The organism is Novosphingobium sp., assembly GCF_040079535.1.
Classification (GTDB): domain Bacteria; phylum Pseudomonadota; class Alphaproteobacteria; order Sphingomonadales; family Sphingomonadaceae; genus Novosphingobium.
In genome coordinates this window covers 1-23,590 of the sequence record NZ_JBEBKB010000033.1, presented here as the reverse complement: position 1 = coordinate 23,590, position 23,590 = coordinate 1, and the positions used below count along the sequence as shown (strand labels likewise).

Annotated in this window: 34 protein-coding genes and 1 pseudogene; all 35 read left to right on the top strand. The window is 59.8% G+C overall.

Annotated elements, in window-relative coordinates; all coding sequences use genetic code 11:
* The first annotated feature begins 5 nt into the window (after positions 1–5).
* Entirely contained in the window at positions 6–2,180 is a 2,175-nt protein-coding gene (locus tag ABL914_RS10645; protein ID WP_391563158.1) for a TIR domain-containing protein, read from the top strand.
* A 113-nt stretch (positions 2,181–2,293) separates the two neighbouring features.
* Positions 2,294–2,782 carry a hypothetical protein gene (locus ABL914_RS10640; RefSeq protein WP_391563157.1) on the top strand — a complete coding sequence of 163 codons (489 nt, stop codon included), beginning with the start codon at positions 2,294–2,296 and terminating at the stop codon, positions 2,780–2,782.
* Between the two features lie 336 nt (positions 2,783–3,118).
* Positions 3,119–3,490: a 30S ribosomal protein S12 gene (rpsL, locus tag ABL914_RS10635; protein WP_309751014.1), complete on the top strand. Its 372-nt coding sequence runs from the start codon at positions 3,119–3,121 to the stop codon at positions 3,488–3,490.
* A 70-nt stretch (positions 3,491–3,560) separates the two neighbouring features.
* On the top strand, positions 3,561–4,031 hold the full coding sequence (rpsG, locus tag ABL914_RS10630) for a 30S ribosomal protein S7 (RefSeq protein WP_391563156.1): 471 nt from the start codon (positions 3,561–3,563) through the stop codon (positions 4,029–4,031).
* Positions 4,032–4,138: 107 nt separating this feature from the next.
* Positions 4,139–6,211 carry an elongation factor G gene (gene fusA / locus ABL914_RS10625; RefSeq protein ID WP_391563155.1) on the top strand — a complete coding sequence of 691 codons (2,073 nt, stop codon included), beginning with the start codon at positions 4,139–4,141 and terminating at the stop codon, positions 6,209–6,211.
* A gap of 90 nt (positions 6,212–6,301) precedes the next feature.
* Positions 6,302–7,492, top strand: a complete 1,191-nt coding sequence (gene tuf / locus ABL914_RS10620) for an elongation factor Tu (protein ID WP_391563154.1) — start codon at positions 6,302–6,304, stop codon at positions 7,490–7,492.
* Positions 7,493–7,589: 97 nt separating this feature from the next.
* Positions 7,590–7,943, top strand: a complete 354-nt coding sequence (locus tag ABL914_RS10615) for a hypothetical protein (RefSeq protein ID WP_391563153.1) — start codon at positions 7,590–7,592, stop codon at positions 7,941–7,943.
* Positions 7,944–8,283: 340 nt separating this feature from the next.
* Complete coding sequence (rpsJ, locus tag ABL914_RS10610; RefSeq protein WP_309751020.1) at positions 8,284–8,595, top strand: 30S ribosomal protein S10; 312 nt, start codon at positions 8,284–8,286, stop codon at positions 8,593–8,595.
* 275 nt (positions 8,596–8,870) lie between these two features.
* Positions 8,871–9,674, top strand: a complete 804-nt coding sequence (gene rplC / locus ABL914_RS10605) for a 50S ribosomal protein L3 (RefSeq protein ID WP_391563162.1) — start codon at positions 8,871–8,873, stop codon at positions 9,672–9,674.
* Between the two features lie 3 nt (positions 9,675–9,677).
* Positions 9,678–10,304, top strand: a complete 627-nt coding sequence (gene rplD / locus ABL914_RS10600; protein WP_391563152.1) for a 50S ribosomal protein L4 — start codon at positions 9,678–9,680, stop codon at positions 10,302–10,304.
* The gene (locus ABL914_RS10595) at positions 10,297–10,602 is read left to right on the top strand and encodes a 50S ribosomal protein L23 (RefSeq protein ID WP_309622194.1); all 306 of its coding nucleotides are present in this window, start codon (positions 10,297–10,299) and stop codon (positions 10,600–10,602) included. The genes rplD and ABL914_RS10595 overlap by 8 nt, the downstream gene beginning before the upstream one ends.
* A gap of 8 nt (positions 10,603–10,610) precedes the next feature.
* The gene (gene rplB, locus ABL914_RS10590; protein WP_391563151.1) at positions 10,611–11,447 is read left to right on the top strand and encodes a 50S ribosomal protein L2; all 837 of its coding nucleotides are present in this window, start codon (positions 10,611–10,613) and stop codon (positions 11,445–11,447) included.
* A 6-nt stretch (positions 11,448–11,453) separates the two neighbouring features.
* Complete coding sequence (gene rpsS / locus ABL914_RS10585) at positions 11,454–11,735, top strand: 30S ribosomal protein S19 (RefSeq protein ID WP_391563150.1); 282 nt, start codon at positions 11,454–11,456, stop codon at positions 11,733–11,735.
* Entirely contained in the window at positions 11,735–12,124 is a 390-nt protein-coding gene (rplV, locus tag ABL914_RS10580) for a 50S ribosomal protein L22 (protein ID WP_391563149.1), read from the top strand. Before rpsS ends, rplV begins: the two co-directional genes overlap by 1 nt.
* 3 nt (positions 12,125–12,127) lie before the next feature.
* The gene (gene rpsC / locus ABL914_RS10575) at positions 12,128–12,838 is read left to right on the top strand and encodes a 30S ribosomal protein S3 (protein ID WP_391563148.1); all 711 of its coding nucleotides are present in this window, start codon (positions 12,128–12,130) and stop codon (positions 12,836–12,838) included.
* Positions 12,839–12,841: 3 nt separating this feature from the next.
* Positions 12,842–13,276 (top strand): 50S ribosomal protein L16, encoded by a 435-nt coding sequence (gene rplP / locus ABL914_RS10570; RefSeq protein WP_391563147.1) that lies wholly within the window; start codon positions 12,842–12,844, stop codon positions 13,274–13,276.
* On the top strand, positions 13,276–13,476 hold the full coding sequence (gene rpmC / locus ABL914_RS10565; protein WP_391563146.1) for a 50S ribosomal protein L29: 201 nt from the start codon (positions 13,276–13,278) through the stop codon (positions 13,474–13,476). The genes rplP and rpmC overlap by 1 nt, the downstream gene beginning before the upstream one ends.
* A 10-nt stretch (positions 13,477–13,486) precedes the next feature.
* Positions 13,487–13,756: a 30S ribosomal protein S17 gene (gene rpsQ / locus ABL914_RS10560; protein WP_100866242.1), complete on the top strand. Its 270-nt coding sequence runs from the start codon at positions 13,487–13,489 to the stop codon at positions 13,754–13,756.
* 116 nt (positions 13,757–13,872) lie between these two features.
* The gene (gene rplN, locus ABL914_RS10555; protein ID WP_391563145.1) at positions 13,873–14,241 is read left to right on the top strand and encodes a 50S ribosomal protein L14; all 369 of its coding nucleotides are present in this window, start codon (positions 13,873–13,875) and stop codon (positions 14,239–14,241) included.
* On the top strand, positions 14,241–14,564 hold the full coding sequence (rplX, locus tag ABL914_RS10550; protein WP_391563144.1) for a 50S ribosomal protein L24: 324 nt from the start codon (positions 14,241–14,243) through the stop codon (positions 14,562–14,564). The genes rplN and rplX overlap by 1 nt, the downstream gene beginning before the upstream one ends.
* Positions 14,557–15,135, top strand: coding sequence for a 50S ribosomal protein L5 (gene rplE, locus ABL914_RS10545; RefSeq protein ID WP_391563143.1), 579 nt, complete (start codon positions 14,557–14,559; stop codon positions 15,133–15,135). Before rplX ends, rplE begins: the two co-directional genes overlap by 8 nt.
* 20 nt (positions 15,136–15,155) lie before the next feature.
* Entirely contained in the window at positions 15,156–15,461 is a 306-nt protein-coding gene (gene rpsN / locus ABL914_RS10540; protein WP_391563142.1) for a 30S ribosomal protein S14, read from the top strand.
* 10 nt (positions 15,462–15,471) lie between these two features.
* Positions 15,472–15,867 (top strand): 30S ribosomal protein S8, encoded by a 396-nt coding sequence (gene rpsH, locus ABL914_RS10535; protein ID WP_391563141.1) that lies wholly within the window; start codon positions 15,472–15,474, stop codon positions 15,865–15,867.
* Positions 15,867–16,400: a 50S ribosomal protein L6 gene (gene rplF, locus ABL914_RS10530; protein WP_391563140.1), complete on the top strand. Its 534-nt coding sequence runs from the start codon at positions 15,867–15,869 to the stop codon at positions 16,398–16,400. Before rpsH ends, rplF begins: the two co-directional genes overlap by 1 nt.
* Complete coding sequence (rplR, locus tag ABL914_RS10525) at positions 16,400–16,741, top strand: 50S ribosomal protein L18 (RefSeq protein ID WP_391563139.1); 342 nt, start codon at positions 16,400–16,402, stop codon at positions 16,739–16,741. Before rplF ends, rplR begins: the two co-directional genes overlap by 1 nt.
* 2 nt (positions 16,742–16,743) lie before the next feature.
* Entirely contained in the window at positions 16,744–17,511 is a 768-nt protein-coding gene (rpsE, locus tag ABL914_RS10520) for a 30S ribosomal protein S5 (RefSeq protein ID WP_391563138.1), read from the top strand.
* Positions 17,512–17,517: 6 nt separating this feature from the next.
* Positions 17,518–17,700: a 50S ribosomal protein L30 gene (gene rpmD, locus ABL914_RS10515; RefSeq protein WP_391563137.1), complete on the top strand. Its 183-nt coding sequence runs from the start codon at positions 17,518–17,520 to the stop codon at positions 17,698–17,700.
* A 66-nt stretch (positions 17,701–17,766) separates the two neighbouring features.
* The gene (locus ABL914_RS10510; protein ID WP_391563136.1) at positions 17,767–18,774 is read left to right on the top strand and encodes an acyltransferase family protein; all 1,008 of its coding nucleotides are present in this window, start codon (positions 17,767–17,769) and stop codon (positions 18,772–18,774) included.
* Positions 18,775–18,890: 116 nt separating this feature from the next.
* Complete coding sequence (rplO, locus tag ABL914_RS10505; protein ID WP_391563135.1) at positions 18,891–19,418, top strand: 50S ribosomal protein L15; 528 nt, start codon at positions 18,891–18,893, stop codon at positions 19,416–19,418.
* Positions 19,419–19,561: 143 nt separating this feature from the next.
* The gene (secY, locus tag ABL914_RS10500; RefSeq protein WP_391563134.1) at positions 19,562–20,911 is read left to right on the top strand and encodes a preprotein translocase subunit SecY; all 1,350 of its coding nucleotides are present in this window, start codon (positions 19,562–19,564) and stop codon (positions 20,909–20,911) included.
* 22 nt (positions 20,912–20,933) lie between these two features.
* Positions 20,934–21,581 carry an adenylate kinase gene (locus ABL914_RS10495; protein WP_391563133.1) on the top strand — a complete coding sequence of 216 codons (648 nt, stop codon included), beginning with the start codon at positions 20,934–20,936 and terminating at the stop codon, positions 21,579–21,581.
* Between the two features lie 43 nt (positions 21,582–21,624).
* Positions 21,625–22,230 carry an SRPBCC family protein gene (locus tag ABL914_RS10490; protein WP_391563132.1) on the top strand — a complete coding sequence of 202 codons (606 nt, stop codon included), beginning with the start codon at positions 21,625–21,627 and terminating at the stop codon, positions 22,228–22,230.
* Between the two features lie 210 nt (positions 22,231–22,440).
* Complete coding sequence (gene rpsM, locus ABL914_RS10485) at positions 22,441–22,809, top strand: 30S ribosomal protein S13 (protein ID WP_391563131.1); 369 nt, start codon at positions 22,441–22,443, stop codon at positions 22,807–22,809.
* Positions 22,810–22,869: 60 nt separating this feature from the next.
* Positions 22,870–23,259 (top strand): 30S ribosomal protein S11, encoded by a 390-nt coding sequence (gene rpsK / locus ABL914_RS10480; RefSeq protein WP_391563130.1) that lies wholly within the window; start codon positions 22,870–22,872, stop codon positions 23,257–23,259.
* A gap of 106 nt (positions 23,260–23,365) precedes the next feature.
* A pseudogene (locus ABL914_RS10475) lies at positions 23,366–23,590 on the top strand (DNA-directed RNA polymerase subunit alpha); the annotation flags it as partial.

Genomic DNA, 23,590 nt, shown 5'->3' with positions numbered 1-23,590 from the left:
GAGGTGTGTCGGATTTCCGATACAAGGCGTTTGTAAGCTATAGCTGGGCCGATGCGGCCTGGGGTAAATGGCTGCACCGCGCGATTGAGACCTTTCGAACCCCCAAGGTTCTAGTCGATAGCGAAGGCCGAAATGGGCCAGTTCCGGCGCGGCTGTTCCCGCTGTTCAAGGATCGCGAGGAAGAAGCTGCCGGATCGAGCATCGGTGCCGCGGTTGAAAGCGCGCTGGCCAGTTCTGAATTCCTGATCGTTGTCTGTTCTCCGCGATCGGCCCAATCGAAATGGGTTGATCGTGAGATCGCCTGGTTCAAGACCCACCGCAACCCGGCCAATATCCTTGCGTTGATTGTTGATGGCTCGCCAGGGGCAGCGAACATTCCGGGCAGCGAGGACGAAGAGTGTTTCCCCCGCGCGTTGACCCATGCGGTAGGCGCCGCGATGGAGATCACTGACCGGCCGGTTGATGCCCCGCTTGCCGCCGATGCGCGCGATAGCGGTGATGGCAAGCGCGGCGCGCGGCTTAAGCTGGCGGCCGCGCTGCTGGGGGTTGGGCTTGACGATCTGGTCCGCCGCGATGATCGCCGCCGGGCACGGGTTCGCACAGCTGCAACGGCGGGGTCATTGGCGGTTGCCACCACGATGAGCGCGCTTGCCTGGAGCGCCACGGTGGCCCGCGACGAGGCCGTGTTCCAGCGCAATGAATCGCAAGATCTCACCGAATTCATGCTGACCGACCTGCGCGGCAAGCTGGATGAGGTTGGGCGGCTCGATATTCTTGAAAGCGTCGGAACGCGGCTGATGATCAGCTATGGCAGGCAGGATCTGCGCAAACTGGATGCTGACGCACTGGGGCGGCGCGCGCGGGTGCAGCTGTTGCTGGGCGAGATTGAGAATAGTCGCGGGAATCTGACCGGCGCGCTTAAATCTTACCAAGCCGCATCCGCAACCACCGCAGAGTTGTTGGCGCGCGATCCGGATGAGCCGCAGCGGATGTTTGATCATGCCCAGTCGCTTTATTGGGTAGGCTATATCGCCTGGCAGCGCGGCGATCTTAATGCGGCCAAGCGCCAGTTTGAAGGCTACGCTGAACTGGCAGACCGGCTGGTCGCAGCAGACCCTGACAAATTCGAATGGCAGTTGGAGCAAAGCTATGCCCAATCAAATCTAGGGACTGTTGCGGCCGATCGCGGCGATCTGGATGCGGCCAGCAAACATTTTTCGGCGGCGCTGGTGATCGACAAGCGGTTTTACGAAAGCAAGCCCGGCGATGCCGACGCTGTGATTCAATATGGCAGTACGCTGTCTTGGTCTGCAAAAGTTGCCGGACAGCGGTTCGATTTTCGTCAGTCAGAAGCATTGTACGGGGTAGGGGCCGGGATATTTGCCAAGGCTTTCGAAGCCGAACCTGAAAACTACGCGCTGCTGTCTGAATTTGTTCCGATTAGCTTGAACCACACCTTTTCACTGGTCGATCTTGGACAGGCGGAGCAAGCCGCTGAGCAAGGCCAGAAAGCGGTGGCACTGGCAGCGAAACTGGCCGATCACGACGCCGCGAATACTGATTACCTCAATCACCTGACCTGGACCCATCTTGCCTATGCCGAGGCCCTGCTGGGCCGCGGGGACCTGGCCGGTGCACAGCAGCAGGTGGGCAATGCCGCCAAGGCCATCGTCTCGATCAAGGCATCGGATATTGCAAAAGTTCGGTGGCGAGTTGGGGCCAGCCACCGCGTCCAGTTGCTCTCGGCGGATATTGCCCGCGCGCGCGGTGTAAATGGGTCTGCGGAGAAGCAGTATGCTGCGCTGCTCCAGTCGCTTGCCGCGCTCGAAATGCGCAGCGCTGATGCCGGATCGGTATCAATCTTCGTTTCGGCTCACGTAGCGCTCGGTGAATTGACCCGTGACCCGGTACACTGGCGTGCGATTAATGGTCTGCTGGACGCTGCACCGCAGACCATGAACGCACGGGCCTCAGTAGGCCTGGCCCGGGCACTGTTTGCCAGTGGACGTCGAACGGAAGGTATCGCGATTGTAAAGCGGTTGCAGGCTGGCGGCTATGCTGCGTCCCGTTTTCTGACCTTGGTGCGCGGCCAAGGTTTGGCGTCTGGAATGGTCCACCCGTCGCACCCCGCCGACCGACTAGGGTTTGGCGGCAGGTTTCAGCGAGATTGGCGGATATGACACCGGCGGTATCAGCTCAACCCAGTGCGAGTGCCCCCCGGAAGCGGCCACCGTGACCAAGCGCTTTTGGGGAGATTGGCTCGAAATCGGAAAACCAGAAAAGGAATATGGACATGCCTCAAGAACCCGGCAGCTACGCGCTGATCTCGGTCATTGTTGTACCCGTTAACGGCACGAATGAGCTGCAAGTGGATTTTACTGCGTTGGCGTTCATGAAGGATGACACCACGCCGGTCGTCTCGGTCTATCCAGCCTCTGCCTATCCCGCCGCCGCCGACATCGTTCTGCCCACAAATTCGAACCGCCCGTTCGCTTTTGTCGTCCGTTTTGAATCCAGCGGCCTTGGCGGCGGCTACAATTGGCATTCCAATCCCTTGATGTGTGTCGCAATCGGACCGATTGGCACCGAACCTGGTTTTGGCAATCCGTTGCCAAACGGCTTTTCCGGACCAATCAACAATGGCGGCGGGGAAATCTGCTTTATCAATGCCAACAACACCAAGGACAAAAAGCAGTACGAATACCGGATTGCGCTATACCCCCTGGCCGGGGGCAATCCGCTGATCCTCGATCCGAAGATCACCAATGGCGGAAGCAACTAGCCGTTTGGCGCTGGTGGGCCGGGGCAGGCCAATGGCGCCCCGGCCTGCGCAGCGGCTTGACCCGCGAACCGATCCCCCCTAATGGCCGCCACTTCCAGGGCCAAGGCTACCGAAGCCCCGGTTGAGCTGAACGTTGCCGGTGCGTCCTTCTCGCAAGGGTAATCCGTCAAAGTAACCCGGTCTTTTCAGTCGGGTGGAGTGTTTCAAGCTCGTCAGAGCGTGGTCCTCGCACAGGCAGGGATCGCTGGCCGCACGGCGATTCGCTGGCGGTGTGTCTGACGGTCTTTTCTCTTCATCCTTGCTGGCACGGCCACGAACCAAGGTGAAGAGTACTTCATGCCTACGATCAACCAGCTGGTCCGCAAGGGCCGCGTTCCGCAGAAGGCCAAGTCAAAGGTCCCTGCGATGGAGCAGAACCCGCAAAAGCGCGGCGTTTGCACCCGCGTTTACACGACCACCCCGAAGAAGCCGAACTCGGCACTGCGCAAGGTCGCCAAGATCCGCCTGACCAATCAGCGCGAAGTGATCTCGTACATTCCGGGCGAAGGCCACAACCTGCAGGAACACAGCGTTGTGCTGATCCGCGGCGGGCGTGTGCGCGATCTTCCCGGTGTGCGTTACCACGTGCTGCGCGGCGTTCTGGATACGCAGGGGGTCAAGGACCGCAAGCGCAGCCGTTCGAAGTATGGCGCCAAGCGTCCGAAGTAAGCCCACGGGCTGGTTTGATGTGGCTGCAGCGCGACTGATCGGGCAGCCCACAGAATAAGGAATTCATACGATGTCACGTCGTCGTCGTCCCGAGAAGCGGGAAATCCTGCCTGATCCCAAGTTCAAGGATCAGATCCTGTCCAAGTTCATGAACAACCTCATGATGGACGGAAAAAAGTCGATTGCTGAAAGCATCGTTTACGGTGCGATGGAAACCATGGAAACGCGCGCCAAAAGCGATCCGATCCAGTTGTTCCATGATGCGCTGAACAATGTGAAGCCGCAGATCGAAGTGCGTTCGCGCCGTGTTGGCGGTGCAACGTATCAGGTTCCGGTTGAAGTGCGGCCCGAACGTGCCCAGGCGCTGGCGATCCGCTGGTTGATCACGGCTGCGCGCAACCGCAGCGAAACCACGATGAGCGCGCGCCTTTCGGCCGAGCTGCTCGACGCTGCCAACAACCGCGGCAACGCAGTCAAGAAGCGTGAAGACACCCACCGTATGGCCGACGCCAACCGCGCGTTCTCGCACTATCGCTGGTAGCAGCGAAAATCGACTGACTCCGCTGGTAAGCCGTCACGGCGCTGTCACAGAACTGAACCATGGGGCAGGGCAATCCGGCCCACCCCAAGCGACTTAAGGAAATTCCCATGGCCCGCAGCCATCCCCTTTCGATGTATCGCAACATCGGCATTATGGCGCACATCGACGCTGGCAAGACCACGACGACCGAGCGCATCCTTTACTACACCGGCAAGTCCTACAAGATCGGCGAAGTCCATGACGGCGCTGCAACCATGGACTGGATGGAACAGGAACAGGAACGCGGCATCACGATTACGTCGGCTGCCACCACTTGCTTCTGGAACGATCACCGGATCAACATCATCGATACCCCGGGCCACGTTGATTTCACCATCGAAGTTGAACGTTCGCTGCGCGTATTGGATGGTGCTGTGGCCTGCTTTGATGGCGTGGCCGGGGTTGAGCCCCAGTCCGAAACCGTCTGGCGCCAGGCCGACAAGTATGGCGTTCCGCGGATGTGCTTTATCAACAAGCTTGATCGCACTGGCGCCAACTTCAAATACTGCGTCCAGTCGATCATCGATCGGCTTGGTGCCAAGCCGGCCGTGCTGTATATTCCGATCGGCCTGGAAGCTGATCTGAAGGGTCTGGTCGATCTGGTTGAAAACCGCGCTATCATCTGGAAGGACGAAGCGCTGGGCGCTGAATTCTTCTATGAAGAGATCCCGGCTGATCTGGCTGACGAAGCAGCGATCTATCGCAGCGAACTGATCGAACTGGTGATTGACCAGGACGACGATGCGATGGAAGCCTATCTCGACGGTAATGAACCGAGCGTGGAAGTGCTGAAGGCCTGCATCCGCAAGGGTACGCTCAACCAGTCGTTCGTGCCGGTCTGCTGCGGCAGCGCGTTCAAGAACAAGGGCGTTCAACCGCTGCTTGATGCCGTGGTTGATTACCTGCCTTCGCCGCTCGATATTCCTGACGTCCAGGGCGTCAAGATGGACAGCGACGAAAAGGACAGCCGTCCGCCAACCGACGAAGCGCCGTTCAGCGCGCTGGCGTTCAAGGTGATGAACGATCCGTTCGTCGGCAGCTTGACCTTCATCCGCATCTATTCAGGCACGCTCGTCAAGGGCACTTACCTGAACTCGGTGAAGGACAAGAAGGAAAAGGTTGGACGCATGCTCGAAATGCACGCCAACGATCGCAAGGACGTTGACGAAGCATTCGCGGGCGACATCATCGCGCTGGCCGGGATGAAGGAAACCACCACCGGCGATACGCTGTGCGCCGAACGTCAGCCGATTGTGCTGGAGCGGATGGAATTCCCCGAGCCGGTTATCGAACTGTCGGTTGAACCCAAGACCAAGGCTGACCAGGAAAAGATGGGCGTTGCGCTCAATCGCCTCTCTGCCGAGGATCCTTCGTTCCGCGTTTCAACCGATCATGAATCGGGTCAGACCATCATCAAGGGGATGGGCGAGCTTCACCTCGACATCATCGTTGACCGGATGCGCCGCGAGTTCAAGGTTGAAGCCAATGTCGGTGCGCCGCAGGTGGCTTACCGCGAATACCTCGCTAAACCTGTGGACATTGATTATACCCACAAGAAGCAATCGGGTGGTACCGGTCAATTCGGCCGCGTGAAGATCAAGGTCAATCCGGGCGAACGCGGCAGCGGCTTTGTCTTCAAGGACGAAATCAAGGGCGGTAACATTCCGAAGGAATATATCCCTGCGATTGAAAAGGGCATCCGCGAAACCGCCGAAAGCGGCTCGCTGATTGGCTTCCCGATCATCGATTTTGAAGTGCTGCTTTATGACGGCGCCTACCACGACGTCGATTCGTCCGCCCTGGCGTTCGAAATCGCCGGCCGCGGGGCAATGCGTGAAGTGGCGCAAAAGGCCGGGATCAAGCTGCTTGAGCCGATCATGAAGGTCGAAGTCGTTACGCCAGAGGATTATCTCGGTGACGTCATCGGCGACATGAACAGCCGCCGTGGCCAGATTCAGGGCACGGATACCCGCGGTAATGCTCAGGCTGTCGAAGCCATGGTGCCGCTGGCAAACATGTTCGGTTACGTGAACCAGCTGCGCTCGTTCACGCAGGGCCGGGCCAACTATTCGATGTTTTTCTCTCATTATGACGAGGTCCCGGCAAATGTCGCGACCGAGATCAAGGAGAAGCTTGCCTAATCGGCGAGATGATACTAGGGGCGGCGCCTGATTCAAGCGGGTGCCGCCCGCCCCGGATTTACAATTCAAGCGAAGAAGAAGGTTTGAACAATGGCTAAGGCAAAATTCGAGCGGACCAAGCCGCACTGCAACATCGGCACCATCGGTCACGTTGACCATGGCAAGACCACGCTGACCGCTGCGATCACCAAGGTGCTCGCTGAAACTGGCGGCGCTACCTTCACCGACTATGCCAACATCGACAAGGCACCTGAAGAGCGCGAACGCGGCATCACCATTTCGACCGCACACGTCGAATACGAAACCGCAAACCGCCACTATGCCCACGTCGATTGCCCGGGCCACGCTGACTATGTGAAGAACATGATCACCGGTGCCGCGCAGATGGACGGTGCGATCCTGGTTGTGAACGCTGCTGACGGCCCGATGCCGCAGACCCGCGAGCACATCCTGCTTGCGCGTCAGGTCGGCGTGCCGTCGCTGGTCGTTTACATGAACAAGGTTGATCAGGTCGACGACGCTGAAATTCTTGAGCTGGTCGAAATGGAAATTCGCGAACTTTTGAGCTTCTATGGCTTCGATGGCGACGCGATCCCCGTGATCCCGGGTTCGGCTCTGGCCGCACTCGAAGGCCGCGACGACAACATCGGCAAGGAATCGATCTATGCCCTGATGAAGGCCGTGGACGAATTCATCCCGCAGCCGCCGCGCCCGACTGACAAGCCGTTCCTGATGCCGGTGGAAGACGTGTTCTCGATCTCGGGCCGTGGTACGGTTGTAACCGGCCGCGTTGAAACCGGGATCATCAAGGTTGGCGAGGAAGTCGAAGTTATCGGCCTCAAGGACACCCAGAAGACGGTTGTTACTGGCGTTGAAATGTTCCGCAAGCTGCTCGATCAGGGTGAAGCTGGCGACAACATCGGCGCCTTGGTTCGCGGCCTGAAGCGTGAAGACGTTGAGCGCGGCCAGGTGCTGTGCAAGCCCGGTTCGGTCACTCCTCACACCGAGTTCAACGCTGAAGTTTATGTGCTTTCGAAGGACGAAGGTGGCCGTCACACGCCGTTCTTCGCCAACTATCGCCCGCAGTTCTACTTCCGCACCACCGACGTGACCGGCGAAGTGATTTTGCCTGAAGGCACCGAAATGGTGATGCCGGGCGACAACGTTTCGATCGCGATCAAGCTGATCGCACCGATCGCGATGGATGTGGGCCTGCGCTTCGCAATTCGCGAAGGCGGCCGCACCGTCGGTTCGGGCGTGGTGAGCAAGATCACCAAGTAAGCTTCGGCTAACCTGCCAAATGAATTGGCCCGGTCTCCCATAGGGGAGGCCGGGCTTTTTCGTTGCGAGCGCGGGATCGGCAGTGCAGGGCAGCGCGATGGCACGCAAATATTCAAAGCACGGCCCGCGTGAGAGCCTTTACGATGATAGCGCAGACGAAGCGGCAGAGGCCTCGCCGCCGGCTCTCTGCTGGCTGTGCGGACGGCCCTGCGGCGAAGCGGTGATCTGGCACCATCCAGTCCCCAAAAGCCGCGGCGGGCGCGATACGGTACCGATGCATCCGATCTGCCAGAATATGCTGATCACCACTTTCACCAATTCCGAATTGCAGCGCTATGGTCTTGATGCCGGGCTGCTGCGGATCGATCCTCGGGTGGAGAGGTTCGTCGCCTGGGTAGCGACCAAGGAGCCGGACTTTTACGCCGCACTGGGGAAGAAGAAGCAAAGGTGAGGGGAGAGGGGTGAATTTGGGGGTTATCGCACCTGTCACCGCAATTCTCGGTAATTCCAGCGCTGCGCAAGGCAGAAAGCGTAGGCCGGCCGATCGGTTCGAAGGAGTGGCTCGCGGATATGGAGGAACGCATGGGGCTGAAGCTGGTTCCGGGAAATCGGGGCCAAAGGCGAGGGCCAAAGGTGAGGGCCGGCGATACCCAATCAACGGCACCTGACGCTCCTCTGCAAAATTCCCGCAATTCACCTCTTGCGCGAATCCATCTCCCTGTGTAGGGGCGCGGCTCGAATTTGGTGGGGGTGCAAGCCCCGTGGCTCTTTCTCATCGGTAGCAGGACACAATGGAAGCTCAAAATATCCGTATTCGCCTGAAGGCATTCGATCACCGCGTGCTTGATCAGGCGACTGGCGAAATCGCGGAAACCGCGCGCCGTACCGGCGCACTGATCCGGGGCCCCATTCCTCTGCCGACGAGAATTGAAAAATTCACCGTGAACCGCGGACCGCACATCGACAAAAAGTCGCGCGAGCAGTTTGAGGTGCGCACATACAAGCGGCTGCTCGATATTGTGCAGTCCACGCCGACCACGATCGAAGCGCTTTCGAAGCTTGATCTGGCTGCTGGCGTAGAAGTTGAGATTAAGCTGGCTTAATTGTCAGCGCGGGTCTACGGGCCCACTTCCTTTCGGGTTTCGGCCCGACTCCTAGCAGGTCTTTCCTGCGACGAGACAGAGCCCCGGCAATTGCCGGGGACATAAGGGATACCTCCGGTGCTTGTCCTTAGGGGCAAACCACCGGGCATGCGTCCCCCGTCTCGCCTCTTCTTCGGAAGGGGCACCCAGCCCGGACGGGGCTCGTATCACACACACGGGTTGGACATGCCCCTGGGGATGGTCTCCTTGGGCCTCTGTTGATGGAGTACAGGATCATGCGCACTGGCGTGATCGCCAAAAAGGTGGGGATGACCCGCCTTTTCCAGGAAGACGGTCGGCACGTGCCGGTTACCGTCTTGGCGCTGGAAGATTGCCAGGTTGTTTCGGTTCGTACCGCTGAACGTGACGGTTACGTTGCAGTCCAGCTGGGCGCCGGATCGGCCAAGCAGAAGAACGTTGCCAAGCCGCAGCGTGAACATTTCGCCAAGGCCCAGGTGTCCTTGAAGGCACAGGTTGTCGAATTCCGCGTGGCAGATGATGCTGTGCTGGAAGTCGGCTCGACCATTGCTGCCTCGCACTTTGTGCCCGGTCAGATGGTAGATGTCGCCGGGCACACCCAGGGCAAGGGCTTTGCCGGGGGCATGAAGCGCTGGGGCTTCGGCGGTATGCGCGCCACCCACGGCGTTTCGATCAGCCATCGTGCACTGGGTTCAACTGGTCAACGCCAGGATCCGGGCAAGGTCTTCAAGAACAAGAAGATGGCCGGCCACATGGGTGACAAGCAGCGCACCCAGCAGAACCTCGAAGTTGTGCGCGTCGATGACGAGCGCGGCCTGATCTTCGTCAAGGGTTCGGTCCCGGGTGCGAAGAACAGCTGGCTGCAGGTTGTCGACAGCGTCAAGGTCGCCCGTCATGCAGAAGCGCCGTATCCGGCCGGCATCAAGAGCGGCGACGCTCCGGTTGCCGCCGAAGAGCCCAAGCTGGCCGATCAGGTCGAAGAAACAGTGGTAGAACAGGCCGCGCCGGAAGCAGAAGCTCCCGCCGCAGACGTTCCTGCCACCGACGGCCAGGAGGGCTGAGCCGTGAAAGTCAAACTGCACAATATCGATGGCAGCGCCGGCAAGGGCGACATCGAACTTAACGATGCGGTGTTCGGCCTTGAGCCGCGCGCTGACATCCTTCACCGCGTTGTCACCTGGCAGCTCGAAAATCGTCGCGGCACGGCTCGGCCAACGCGTGAGCGTTCGGAAGTTGCCCGCACCGGCAAGAAGTTCGGCCGGCAAAAGGGTGGTGGTACTGCCCGTCACGGTGATCGCCGTGCTCCGGTGTTCATCGGCGGCGGTAAGGCCCATGGTGCCCGTCTGCGCGATTTCGACGTCTCGCTGAACAAGAAGGTCCGGGCACTCGGTCTGAAGATGGCGCTGTCAAGCAAAGCCAAGGCCGGGCTCGTGATTGTCGACACGCTCGACATCAAGGACGCCAAGACCAAGGCCATTGCGCAGCAGCTGGCCAAGGCCAACTGGGGCAAGAAGGTTTTGGTGATTGATGGTGAAGCAGTGAACGAGGGCTTTGCCCGCGCCACCCGCAACCTCATCGGTGTCAATGTCCTCCCCGCCGTCGGTGCCAATGTGTACGACATCCTGAAGCACGACACGCTGGTGCTGACCCGCGCCGCTGTCGAAAAGCTGGAGGCCCGTTTCAATGGCTAAGGCAGCAATCGATACGCGTCACTATGATGTGATCGTGGCCCCCCACATCACTGAAAAGGCGACGCTGGCCAGTGAGCACAACGCTGTTGTGTTCAAGGTTTCCGAAAGCGCTACCAAGCCGCAGATCAAAGCTGCGGTTGAGGCGCTGTTCGATGTCAAGGTGGTAAGCGTCAACACGCTGACCCAAAAGGGCAAGACCAAGCGCTGGAAGGGCAAGCCCTACAAGCGCTCGGACGTAAAGAAGGCGGTTGTTCGTCTGGCTGAAGGCCAGTCGATCGACGTCACCAGCGGAATCTGAGGCGGAACATGGCACTTAAGAGCTATAACCCGACCAGCCCGGCGCGCCGCGCCCTGATCCTGGTTGATAAATCGTCCCTGTGGAAGGGCAAGCCAGTCAAGGCGCTTACTGAAGGCAAGCACAAGACCGGCGGGCGCAACAACAAGGGCCACGTAACCTCACGCGGGATCGCCGGGGGCCACAAGCAAAAGTACCGCTTTATCGACTTCAAGCGTCGTAAGTGGGACATGCCGGCCACCGTCGAGCGGATGGAATACGATCCCAATCGCACCGCCTTCATCGCGCTGCTCAAGTACGCAGATGGCGAACTGGCCTATATCATTGCTCCGCAGCGTCTGGCTGTTGGTGATAGTGTGATTGCCGGCGAAAAGACTGACGTGAAGCCGGGCAACGCAATGCTGCTCAGCACCATGCCGGTCGGTACGATCTGCCACAACGTGGAAATGAAGCCGGAAAAGGGCGGGCAGATCGCCCGTTCAGCCGGAACCTATGTTCAGGTTGTTGGCCGTGACCGCGGGATGGTGATTGTTCGCCTTAATTCTGGCGAACAGCGCTACTTGCGCGGCGATTGCATGGGTACGGTTGGCGCGGTTTCAAACCCTGACAACCAGAACCAGAACTTCGGCAAGGCTGGGCGTACTCGCTGGCAGGGGCGTCGCCCGCTGACCCGCGGTGTCGCCAAGAACCCGGTCGATCACCCGCACGGCGGCGGCGAAGGCCGCACTTCGGGCGGCCGCCATCCGGTTACCCCGTGGGGCAAGCCGACCAAGGGTGCCCGCACTCGCAACAACAAGCAGACGGACAAGCTGATTATCCGTTCGCGTCACGCCAAGAAGAAGAGGTAAGGCCCCATGGCACGTTCCGTCTGGAAAGGCCCCTTCGTCGACCTGCATCTGCTGAAAAAGGCGGAAGCCATGCAGGATCAGGGCACCACCCGCGCCGCTCCGATCAAGACCTGGTCGCGTCGCTCGACGATTTTGCCGCAGTTCGTTGGTTTGACGTTCAACGTCTACAACGGTCACAAGTTCATCCCCGTCTCGGTTAACGAAGACATGGTCGGCCACAAGCTTGGTGAATTTGCGCCCACGCGCACCTTCCCGGGCCACGCTGCCGACAAGAAGGGTAAGCGCTGATGAGCAAGCCCAAAGCTCCGCGCCGTGTTGGCGAAAATGAAGCCCTGTCGGTTGGCACCACGATCCGTGGTTCGGCCCAGAAGCTCAACCTGGTTGCTGCGCTGATCCGCGGCCGCAAGGTGGAAGATGCCATGAACATCCTCAGCTTCTCGAAGCGGGCGATGGCGGTTGATGCCCGCAAGGTGCTCGCATCCGCGATCGCCAATGCGGAAAACAACCACAACCTTGATGTCGATGCCCTGGTCGTTGCTGAGGCTTCGGTTGGCAAGGCAATCACCATGAAGCGGTTCCACACCCGTGGCCGCGGCAAATCGACCCGGATCCTCAAGCCGTTCAGCCGGCTGCGGATCGTGGTTCGTGAAGTTGCCGAACAAGCAGGGGAGGCCTGAACCATGGGTCATAAATCAAACCCCATTGGCCTGCGTCTGCAGATCAACCGCACCTGGGACAGCCGCTGGTACGCCGAAGGCAAGAACTACGCGAAGATGCTTGAGGAAGATCTCAAGATCCGCAAGTTCGTGCAGGATACCGTTCCGCAAGCAGCGATTTCGAAGGTTGTGATTGAACGTCCGGCAAAGCTGTGCCGCGTTTCGATCTATGCCGCTCGTCCTGGCGTAATCATCGGCAAGAAGGGCGCAGACATTGAAAAGCTGCGCTCGCAACTGGCCAAGATGACCAACAGCGAAGTGAAGCTGAACATCGTTGAAATTCGCAAGCCTGAAGTTGACGCCAAGCTCGTCGCGCAGGGTATTGCAGACCAGCTGATCCGCCGTGTGGCGTTTCGCCGGGCGATGAAGCGCGCGATGCAATCGGCAATGCGCCTGGGTGCCGAAGGCATCAAGGTGGTTTGCGGTGGCCGTCTTGGCGGGGCAGAAATTGCCCGCGTTGAACAGTACCGCGAAGGCCGGGTGCCGCTGCACACGCTGCGCGCCAACATCGATTACGCCGAAGCTGAAGCGCTGACGACCTACGGGATCATCGGCATCAAGGTTTGGGTCTTCAAGGGTGAAATCCTTGGTCATGATCCGATGGCGCAAGACCGTCTGATGATGGAAGCCCAGACCACGGGCGTCCGTCCGGCGCGTGAAGACCGCAGGAACTAAGTCATGCTGCAACCTAAAAAGCATAAATTCCGCAAGCAGTTCAAGGGCCGCATCCATGGCAATGCCAAGGGTGGGTCTGATCTGAACTTTGGCTCGTATGGGCTTAAGTGCCTTGAGCCTGAGCGGATTACCGCCCGCCAGATCGAAGCGGCTCGCCGTGCGATCACGCGTCACATCAAGCGCCAGGGTCGGCTCTGGATCCGCATCTTTCCGGATGTGCCGGTTTCGAAGAAGCCTGCTGAAGTCCGTCAGGGTAAGGGCAAGGGTTCGATTGAATATTGGGCCGCCCGCGTCAAGCCGGGTCGGATCCTGTTTGAACTGGATGGCGTTGCAGGGCCTTTGGCCGCTGAAGCTTTCAGCCGCGCTGCGATGAAGCTGCCGGTTAAGGTCAAGGTTGTTGCACGCCTTGGCGACACCAGCCACCTGGGAGGCGAATGATGGCCAACGCTACTGATATGCGCGCCAAGAGCGACGACCAGCTTTCGTCCGATCTTGCCGAGCTGAAGCGCGAGGCGTTCAACCTGCGTTTTCAGGCTGCCACCAACCAGCTCGAGCGTCCCGCCCGCATCAAAGAAGTGCGCCGCGATATCGCCCGGATCAAAACGTTGCAGGGCGAACGCGCCCTCGCAGCGAAGTAAGGAGCCCACGATGCCCAAGCGTATCCTGATCGGGACCGTGGTTTCCGACAAGACCGACAAGACCGTGGTCGTGAAAGTCGAACGCAAGGTGAAGCACCCGCTTTACGGGAAGATCATCCGCCGTTCGAAGAAGTATCACGCCCATGACGAAGACAATGCCTTCAAGACCGGCGAAACGGTTCGCATCGAGGAGACCCGCCCGATGTCGAAGCTCAAGACCTGGAAGGTGATCGAACGCGTCACCGCCGGGAAGACCGCCGCTGTTGAAGCCGACGTTTAAGGGCGTTTCGCAGGAAAAGTGAAACCCACTTTTCCGGATTGCGATACGACCAGACAAGTACGTTTTTTGGAACTGCCGGACTGGTTTCGGCAAGCCACTAGGAAGGAACCGGATCTATGATCCAGATGCAATCCCAGCTAGACGTCGCTGACAACAGCGGTGCCAAGCGCGTCCAGTGCATCAAGGTGCTGGGCGGATCGAAGCGCCGGGTGGCCGGCGTGGGCGATGTGATCGTCGTATCGGTCAAGGAAGCCCAGCCGCGCACCAAGGTCAAGAAGGGCGACGTCCACCGTGCCGTCATCGTTCGCACCCGCAAGGAAGTGCGCCGCGCTGATGGCAGCGTGATCCGTTTCGACAGCAACGCTGCCGTTCTGATCAACAAGAACGCGGAGCCGATCGGCACCCGTATCTTCGGGCCGGTTGTGCGCGAACTGCGCAGCAAGGGCTACATGAAGATCATCTCACTCGCCCCGGAGGTGTTGTAATGGCCGCCGCGAAGATCAAGAAGGGCGATTCCGTTATCGTCCGTTCGGGTAAGGACAAGGGCCGTAGTGGCACCGTTCTGGCCGTCATGCCGAAGGATGGAAAAGTCCTTGTTTCGGGTGTGAACGTTGCAGCCCGTCACCGCAAACCCAGCCAGGCGAACCCCCAGGGCGGTATTGACCGCCGTGAGGCTCCGATGGCGATTAGCAAGGTGGGTCTTGCAGACCCCAAGACCGGCAAGGCTACCCGCGTCCGCTTCGAAACGTCGAAAGACGGCAAGAAGGTTCGCGTGGCCGTAAAGTCCGGGGAGAAGATCGATGGCTGATACGTACACACCCCGCATGAAGTCCAAATACGATGCGGAAATCGCCAAGGCGATGACCGAGAAGTTTGGCTACAAGAATGTGATGGAAGTGCCCAAGATCGAAAAGATCACGCTCAACATGGGTGTGGGCGAAGGCAGCCAGGACAAGAAGAAGGTCACGACTGCGGCTGAGGAAATGGCGCTGATCTCTGGTCAGAAGCCGGTTATCACCAAGGCCAAGAAGTCGATCGCTCAGTTCAAGCTGCGCGAAGGCATGCCGATCGGTTGCAAGGTTACCCTGCGCCGCGAACGCATGTATGAATTCCTCGATCGCCTGGTCACTGTTGCCATGCCCCGTATTCGCGATTTTCGGGGGCTTAACCCCAAATCGTTCGACGGTCGTGGTAACTATGCGATGGGTCTTAAAGAGCAGATCATCTTCCCTGAGATCAGCTATGACCAGATCGAGAAGGTGCGCGGCATGGATATTATTGTCACCACCTCCGCCAAGACCGACGATGAAGCGCGCGAGCTGCTGCGCCTGTTCGGTTTCCCGTTCCCGGCTGAAGCCGAAGAGGCCCAGGCGGCCTAAGATAGAGAGAGCTTAAGTCCATGGCGAAACTGAGTTCCGTGAACAAAAACGAGCGTCGCAAGAAGCTCGTCAAGAAGTACGCAGGAAAGTACGCAAAGTTGAAGGCTACTGCCGACGACAAGTCGCTCGATGAGACCGAGCGCCTGATCGCCCGGCTCAAGCTGGCTGAAATTCCCCGCAACGGGAATCCCACACGCGTACGCAACCGCTGCGTCACCACCGGCCGCCCCCGCGGCTACTATCGCAAGTTTGGCCTTTGTCGGATCGAGCTGCGGGATAAAGGCAACAAGGGCCTTATCCCCGGCCTGACGAAGTCGAGCTGGTAAGGATACCGCAATGGCGATGACCGATCCCCTGGGTGATATGCTCACCCGCATCCGTAACGGCCAGCGTGCGAAGAAGGACTCTGTCCTTTCGCCGGCTTCGAAGCTGCGCGCTCGCGTGCTCGAAGTTCTGCAGCGCGAGGGCTATATCCGTGGCTATTCTGAGGACGCCACTGGCGCCCACCCGCAGCTGCGGATTGAACTGAAGTATTTCGAGGGTGAACCTGCGATCAAGCATGTTGCCCGCGTCTCCAAGCCTGGGCGCCGCGTCTATTCGGGTTCCAAGGAACTTCCGGTTATCCGCAATGGCCTTGGCATCACCATCGTCTCGACGCCTCGGGGCGTGCTCTCGGATGCCGAAGCACGCGTTCAAAACGTCGGTGGCGAAGTGCTGGCGGAGGTATTCTGATGAGCCGCATCGGTAAACGTCCGGTGTCGATCCCGAGCGGCGTCAGCGCCGAAATCGCGGATCGCACCCTTCTCGTGAAGGGTCCCAAGGGAACCCTTTCGCTGAGCCTGCGTGATGAAATCAGCTATACCATTGATGGTGATGCCATCCTGGTGAAGCCGGCCAACGATACTAAGTCGGCCCGCGCGTTCTGGGGTATGCAGCGTACGCTGGTTGATAACCTGGTGACCGGTGTCACCGAAGGTTACACCAAGGTGCTGGAAATCACCGGCGTGGGTTACCGTGCCAACGCTCAGGGCAAGAACCTGAAGCTGCAGCTTGGTTACAGCCATGATGTTGATTTCTCGATTCCAGATGGCATCGAAGTCAAGACCCCGGATAACACCACGATCGAGATTTCGGGCATCGACAAGCAGAAGGTAGGCCAGGTTGCGGCCGAAATTCGCCGCTGGCGCAAGCCCGAACCCTATAAGGGCAAGGGTATCAAGTACCGCGGTGAGTACATCTTCCGTAAGGAAGGGAAGAAGAAGTAATGGCCAAGCTCAACCTATTCGAGCGCCGTCGTCGGCGCGTTCGCACCGCGCTCAAGGCGCGCTCCGGTGGCCGTGCGCGGCTTTCGGTGCACCGTTCAGGTCGCCACATCTACGCCCAGATCATCGACGATGCTGCGGGCCGTACCGTGGCTGCAGCCAATTCGCTGGGCAGCAAGGCCGGCGCCAATATGACGGCTGCTGCCGAAGTTGGCTCCAAACTGGCCGAAGCCGCCAAGAAGGCTGGCGTGACCACCGTCGTGTTCGATCGCGGCGGGTTCCTGTTCCATGGCCGCGTCAAGGCGCTGGCCGATGCCGCACGTGAAGGCGGGTTGGAGTTCTGATGATGCCAGATTCGACAAACACCGAAACCAACAACGAAGCCGAAGTCACCGCAATCGCGGCCGATGCACCGGCAGCTGCCCCTTCGGGCGGCGAACAGCGTGACGGACGCGGCAATCGCGGCGGTAGCGGCGGTGGGCGCGGGCGCGGCGGTGACAATCGCGGCGGCGGCGGTGATCGCGGTCGCGGCGGGCGCGGCGGCAACGATCGTGGCCGCGGCCGTGACGATGACGGCGGCGAAGAGCTGATTGAAAAGCTGGTTCACATCAACCGCGTTTCCAAGACCGTGAAGGGCGGCAAGCGCTTTGGCTTTGCGGCTCTGGTCGTGGTTGGCGATGGTAAGGGCCGGGTTGGGTTTGGTCACGGCAAGGCGCGCGAAGTGCCTGAAGCCATCACCAAGGCAACCGCTGCAGCCAAGAAGAAGATGGTCCGCGTTCCGCTTAAGGAAGGCCGCACCCTGCATCATGATTGCAAGGGCCGGTTTGGTGCTGGCAAGGTGAACCTGCGTTCGGCTCCGGCCGGGACCGGGATCATCGCGGGCGGTCCGATGCGTGCTGTCTTTGAAAGCTTGGGCGTGGCTGATGTGGTGACTAAGTCGGTCGGCACCAGCAACCCCTACAACATGATCCGCGCCACTTTCGATGGCTTGGTTAACCAGACTTCGCCGAAGTCTGTTGCCCAGCGTCGCGGCAAGAAGGTTGCAGACCTGCTGGGTCGCGGCGGCGCTAGCGCGGCGGAGGCTGAAGCGGCCGCCGACGCCATCACGGAGTAAGAGACGATGGCGAAAATCAAAATCAAGCAGATCGGCTCGCCGATCCGTCGCCCGGAAGATCAGCGGAAGATCCTGATCGGACTGGGTCTGGGCATGGGCAAGATGAACCGCGTGGTAGAGCTGGAAGATACAGCCGAAGTCCGCGGTGCAATCGCCAAGCTTCCGCACATGGTGGTCGTGGTCGATTGACCCGGAGCTGAGTGCTGAATAAACAACAAAGCCCCGGTCTTAGCCGGGGCTTTTTTGTTGGAGCGGATGGGGGCAGGGACTGTGCTGAAGAATGTCCAGGCTCTGCGGGCGATTGCTGCATTGGCTGTCGCTTTGTCGCACCTGGTTTCATACAGCCCGGCCATTGCGGTTCTGGGTTTCGGGACGATCGGGGTTGAGCTGTTCTTCGTGATCAGCGGCTTCATCATGGTCTATATCACAAACGATGCTGCGCCGCGCCCGTTGGCCTTCTTCAGGCACCGGGTGGTGCGGGTGGTGCCGCTCTATTGGCTGCTGACTTTGGCAGTGTTTGCGCTCGCCGCGATCGCCCCGCAGCTGCCTAAATCCAGCCATGCCGAGCCACTGGATCTGGTGCGATCGCTGTTGTTCATCCCCTATGTAAAACACGGCTCCACGCTCCAGCCGCTGCTGTTTCAAGGCTGGACGCTCAATTTTGAGATGGTGTTCTACCTCCTGTTTGCAGGATCGCTGGTGCTGCGCCGGCAGGTCCATCGGGTCTTGATGGTAAGCGTGATTATCGCACTGGCCGCGCTGGCCGGGCAGATTGCCGGGCCGTTGCCGCCCGTGGTTGGCTTTTATACCTCCCCGTTGATCTTGTGCTTTGCGCTTGGAATGGGGCTTGGCCTGGCATACCCGCGGATCGGTTCCGGCTTGCCGGTGATTTCCCTGCTTTCGTTTGGCGTGCTGCAATGCGCTGCAATGGCCGGCTTGCTTGGCCCTGAAGCGGCCAGTTTCGTGCGGATTTCTTTCGCCTTTGCCGTTGTGGCCGTGGCCCTGGCGCTGGAACAACGGGGCAAGGTTTGGGATTGGCCGCCAATCCAGTTGCTGGGTGCGGCGTCTTATTCGCTTTATCTGGCCCACCCGTTCGCGGCGATTGGAATCGAAAAATTGGCCCGCACGTTTGGATTGCTTGATGGGCCGTTGGTGCTGGCGGCATTGGCCGCAGCTATCGCGGCGATGATCGCGGCGGGCCTTGCGCTCTATCGCCTGGTGGAGCTGCCGCTGCAACGGGCAGGGCGGCGGCTGCTGGGCTAGAACCCGGGCGCGGCGGGTTTTGCTGCGGCCGCGAAAAAAGGGTGACACGCAGAACGCTTTGGCCTAAGCGCGCGCCTTCCTATCAGCGCGACCAAAAGCGAAAGCGAGTGCAAACCATGAAATTGAATGAAATCCGCGACAACGACGGTGCCCGTAAATCCCGCATGCGTGTGGGCCGCGGGATCGGTTCGGGCAAGGGCAAGACCGCCGGGCGCGGCCAAAAGGGTGCAAAGGCGCGTTCGGGCGTCAGCATCAACGGCTTCGAAGGCGGCCAGATGCCGCTGCACATGCGGATCCCGAAGCGCGGCTTCAACAACATCTTCGCCAAGGACTTCGCTGAAGTTAATCTGGGCATGGTGCAAAAGGCAATCGACGCCGGCAAGCTTGATGCCAAGGCGACAATCGATCACGCGGCGCTGAAGGCTGCTGGCCTGGCGCGCGGCGGCAAGGATGGCGTTCGGCTGCTTGGCAAGGGCGAATTGACCGCAAAGGTCGCGTTCCTGGTCGATGGCGTTTCGGCCGGTGCCAAGGCTGCGGTTGAAAAGGCTGGCGGTTCGGTTGAATTGCCCGCGCAGCAGCCCAGCGAGCACGAAAAGAAGACGGCTCGCCGCGAAGTCAACAAGGCGGCCAAGGCCGCCAAGTAACGCTTTTGCGCAGATACCCCCCTGGCCTTGATGGCTGGGGCGGGGATTCTGCGATCTGGGGGGTTCGACTTCGCCGCTTAGTCCCTATATGGGGCTGACGAGCGGTCCGGTGCGGATCGATAGCAAGACAGGCCCTAATTCCGATGGCATCACGCGCGGACAATATCGCGAGCACTCTTAGCCTCGCCAATTTTTCCAAGGCAACCGAGCTTAAGAAGCGGATCTGGTTCACGGTCGGTGCGCTGATCGTCTTCCGGTTCCTGACTTTTGTTCCGCTGCCGGGCATTGATCCGCTCAAGCTGAAGCAGTTTCTGGATCGCAGTGCCGGCGGGATCCTTGATTTCTTCAACATGTTTTCGGGCGGCGCGCTGTCTAATTACAGCCTGATCAGCCTTGGCGTGATGCCCTACATCACCTCGTCGATCGTGGTGCAACTGGCGGCATCGCTGCATCCTTCATTGGCAAACCTGAAAAAGGAAGGCGAAAGCGGGCGGCGCAAGCTGAACCAGTATTCGCGATATGGCGCAGTGTTCCTCACCTTGCTGCAGGGCTATGCCGTTCTGCGCAATGCCGAGGTTCAGGGTTTCGCAGTTGATCCGGGCACGCTGTTCTACGTTGCCGGGCTGATATCGCTGGTCGGCGGGACGATGTTCCTGCTGTGGCTGGGTGAACAGATCACCAGCCGCGGGATCGGCAATGGCACATCATTGATCATCATGGCCGGTATCGTGGCGCAGATGCCAACTTTCATCACCAACATGTTCAGCCAATACAGCACCGGCGCGATCAGCGGCTTTGTTGTGGCGTTGATGATCGGGATGATCGTGGCGATGGTCCTGTTCATCTGCTTCATGGAGCGCGCCACGCGGCGGCTTCTGATTCAGTATCCCAAGCGCGCTTCGCAAAATGGCATGATGCAGGCCGATCGCAGCCACTTGCCGCTGAAGATCAACACCGCCGGCGTTATCCCGCCGATCTTCGCCAGTTCGTTGCTGTTGCTGCCGCTTACCATCAGCCAGTTCGCCAACAATTCGTTCGCGCCTGACAGCAATGTTGGCGCCGCGATCATCGCAATGAACCAGTACCTGGGCCACGGTAAGCCGGTGTACATGCTGCTTTATGCGGCGCTGATCATCTTCTTTGCGTTTTTCTACACCGCGGTGGTCTTTAATCCTGAGGAAACCGCAGACAACCTCAAGCGTAATGGCGGCTTCATTCCGGGCATCCGTCCCGGCAAAAGCACCGCGACCTATCTTGATTACGTGTTGACCCGGATTACGGTGATCGGCGCGCTCTATATCACGATCGTCTGCGTGGTGCCGGAACTGGTGATGGTGCAAACTGGCCTGCTGTTCTTCTTTGCGGGCGGCACCAGCTGGCTGATCGTGGTCAACGTTACGGTTGATACGATCACGCAGATCCAGTCGCACCTTCTGGCCCACCAGTATGGCGATCTGATCAAGAAGGCCAAGCTGAAGGGCCGCATGCGCTAAACGGCAATCGGGGGATTTGGCGATGGACATTATCCTGTTGGGCCCGCCGGGAGCGGGCAAGGGCACGCAGGCCCAGCGATTGGTTGAACGCAAGGGTATGCGCCAACTTTCAACCGGCGATATGCTGCGTGCAGCGGTAAAAGCTGGGACACCGGTCGGGCTTAAGGCCAAGGCTGTGATGGACCGGGGCGAGCTGGTTTCGGATGAAATTGTCTCTGCCTTGATCGGCGAAGAGCTTGATGCGATGGCCGCGGGGCAGGGCGCAATCTTCGATGGCTATCCGCGCACCGCAAATCAGGCCGCTTCGCTTGATGCGATCCTTGAAAAGCGCGGCCGCGTGCTGGCCCATGTGATCGAGCTTGAGGTCAACGAGGATGCGTTGGTTGCACGGATTTGCGGCCGGTATACCTGCGCCAATTGCGGCAAGGGCTACCACGATACGTTTGAGCAGCCGGCCGTGGCCGGGAAGTGCGACAAGTGCGGCGCGCATGAGTTCAAGCGCCGGCCAGACGATAATGAGGAAACCGTGCGGACCCGCATGGCCGAATATCGCGCCAAGACTGCTCCGATCCTGCCGATCTATGAAGCGCGCGGGATTGTTTCCCGCGTCGATGGGATGGCGGATATTGACGATGTGACAGCATCGATCGAAGCGACTATCAACGGTTGAAACCGCGCCTCGCCGCGCGGATCGCGCAAGGGGAGGGTGGTACATGCGTAAATCCGGGATGCTGATTGCGGCGCTTGGCCTGTGCCTTGCTGCGCCCATGCAATCGGCCAGCGCCGAAGTGACCACGCAGAGCGATAGCGGCTTTGCAATCAAACTTTCGGCTGAAGTTCCGGCCGCGAAAGCCGATGTCTGGAAGGCGCTGGTTGCCCCGGCCAGGTGGTGGTCGGGCGCGCACACCTATTCGGGCGATGCCGCCAATCTCTACATCGATAGCCAGGCGACCGGCTGCTTTTGCGAAAAGCTGCCCAAGCCCGCCGGCGCTCCGGCTGATCAGCGGATGGGCAGTGTTGAGCACATGCACATCGTCTATGCCGATCCAGAACGCGGCATGCTCCGTCTGAAAGGCGGGCTGGGGCCGCTGCAGGGCGAACCGGTCGATGGGGTGTGGACCATTACGCTTGAACCTGCCGAGGGTGGGGGCACCCGGATCGTGTGGAATTATGCGGTGAATGGCCTAATGCAGATAAAGGGCGGAGACATCGGCCCCATGGTCGATACCGTGATGGGTCAGCAGCTCGCCCGGCTAGTCGCGCTCTTTCAACCCGCGGTCCAACCAGAAGATGTGAGCCCTGAATTGATTACAAATTGACCGTTTTGGTGTTGACGCGCGCAATCTTTACGGGGCGTTGACACTTGCGGCGAATCCCCCTAAGCGCGCCCCTCAACCAAAAAACGGGTTCGTCCGGAAGGCGCTATGCCATAGTGCGCGCCAGCCGGGCTTTTTGCCGTTTTTGGGATTGAAGCGTTGAGATGGGCTGTGGCGGAAATCCGCTGCAATCTGTGGAGCATGGAGAATTAAGTGGCTCGTATTGCCGGGGTAAATATCCCCACCAACAAGCGCGTAATCATTGCGCTCACCTACATTCACGGCATCGGCTCGTTCAAGGCCCGCCAGATCGTTGACAAGCTGGGTATCGATCACGCGCGCCGCGTGTCGGATCTGTCTGACCAGGAAGTGCTGCACATCCGTGAATCGATCGATGCCGATCACACGGTTGAGGGCGATCTGCGCCGGACGACCGCGATGAACATCAAGCGCCTGATGGATCTGGCCTGCTATCGCGGCCTGCGTCATCGCAAGGGGCTGCCGGTTCGCGGACAGCGCACTCACACCAACGCGCGTACCCGCAAGGGTAAGGCTAAGCCGATTGCGGGCAAGAAGAAGTAAGCCGGACTGGCCCCAGGCCAAGACAGCTTTCCCTTCCAGATATTCGAGTAGGACAGAAAAATGGCACGCGAACCCCAGCGCATCAAGCGCCGCGAGCGTAAGAACATCTCAAGCGGCATCGCGCATGTGAACGCCAGCTTCAATAACACCATGATCACGATCACGGATGCGCAGGGCAATGCGATTTCGTGGTCCTCGGCCGGGGCAATGGGCTTTAAGGGCAGCCGTAAATCGACGCCTTATGCCGCGCAGGTTGCTGCCGATGATGCCGGCAAGAAGGCTGCCGAACACGGCGTCCGCACGCTGGAAGTTGAAGTGAAGGGTCCAGGTTCGGGCCGCGAAAGCGCGCTTCGTGCGCTGCAAGCGGTTGGCTTTACCATCACCTCGATCCGCGATGTGACCCCGATCCCGCACAACGGGGTTCGGCCTTCAAAGCGCCGCCGCGTCTGATTTACCGTTCGCGGGAGGAGGGCCCTCCACCCGCGCTTTCGGATCGGTCGCAGCGCCTTCGGGCAAAGCGGCCGTTCCCGCCAGAACAAACCCCAAGGGGAACCCTATGACCGTCAATATCAAAAACTGGCAGGAACTGAAGAAGCCGGGCAACCTCGAAGTGAAGTCGGGCAACGATGCAGCGCGCCGTGCTACCTTCGTGGCCGAGCCGCTTGAGCGCGGTTTTGGTCTGACGCTGGGCAACGCGCTGCGCCGGGTGCTGCTTTCCAGCCTGCAGGGCGCCGCGATCACCTCGATCAAGATTGAGAACGTGCTGCACGAATTCTCGTCG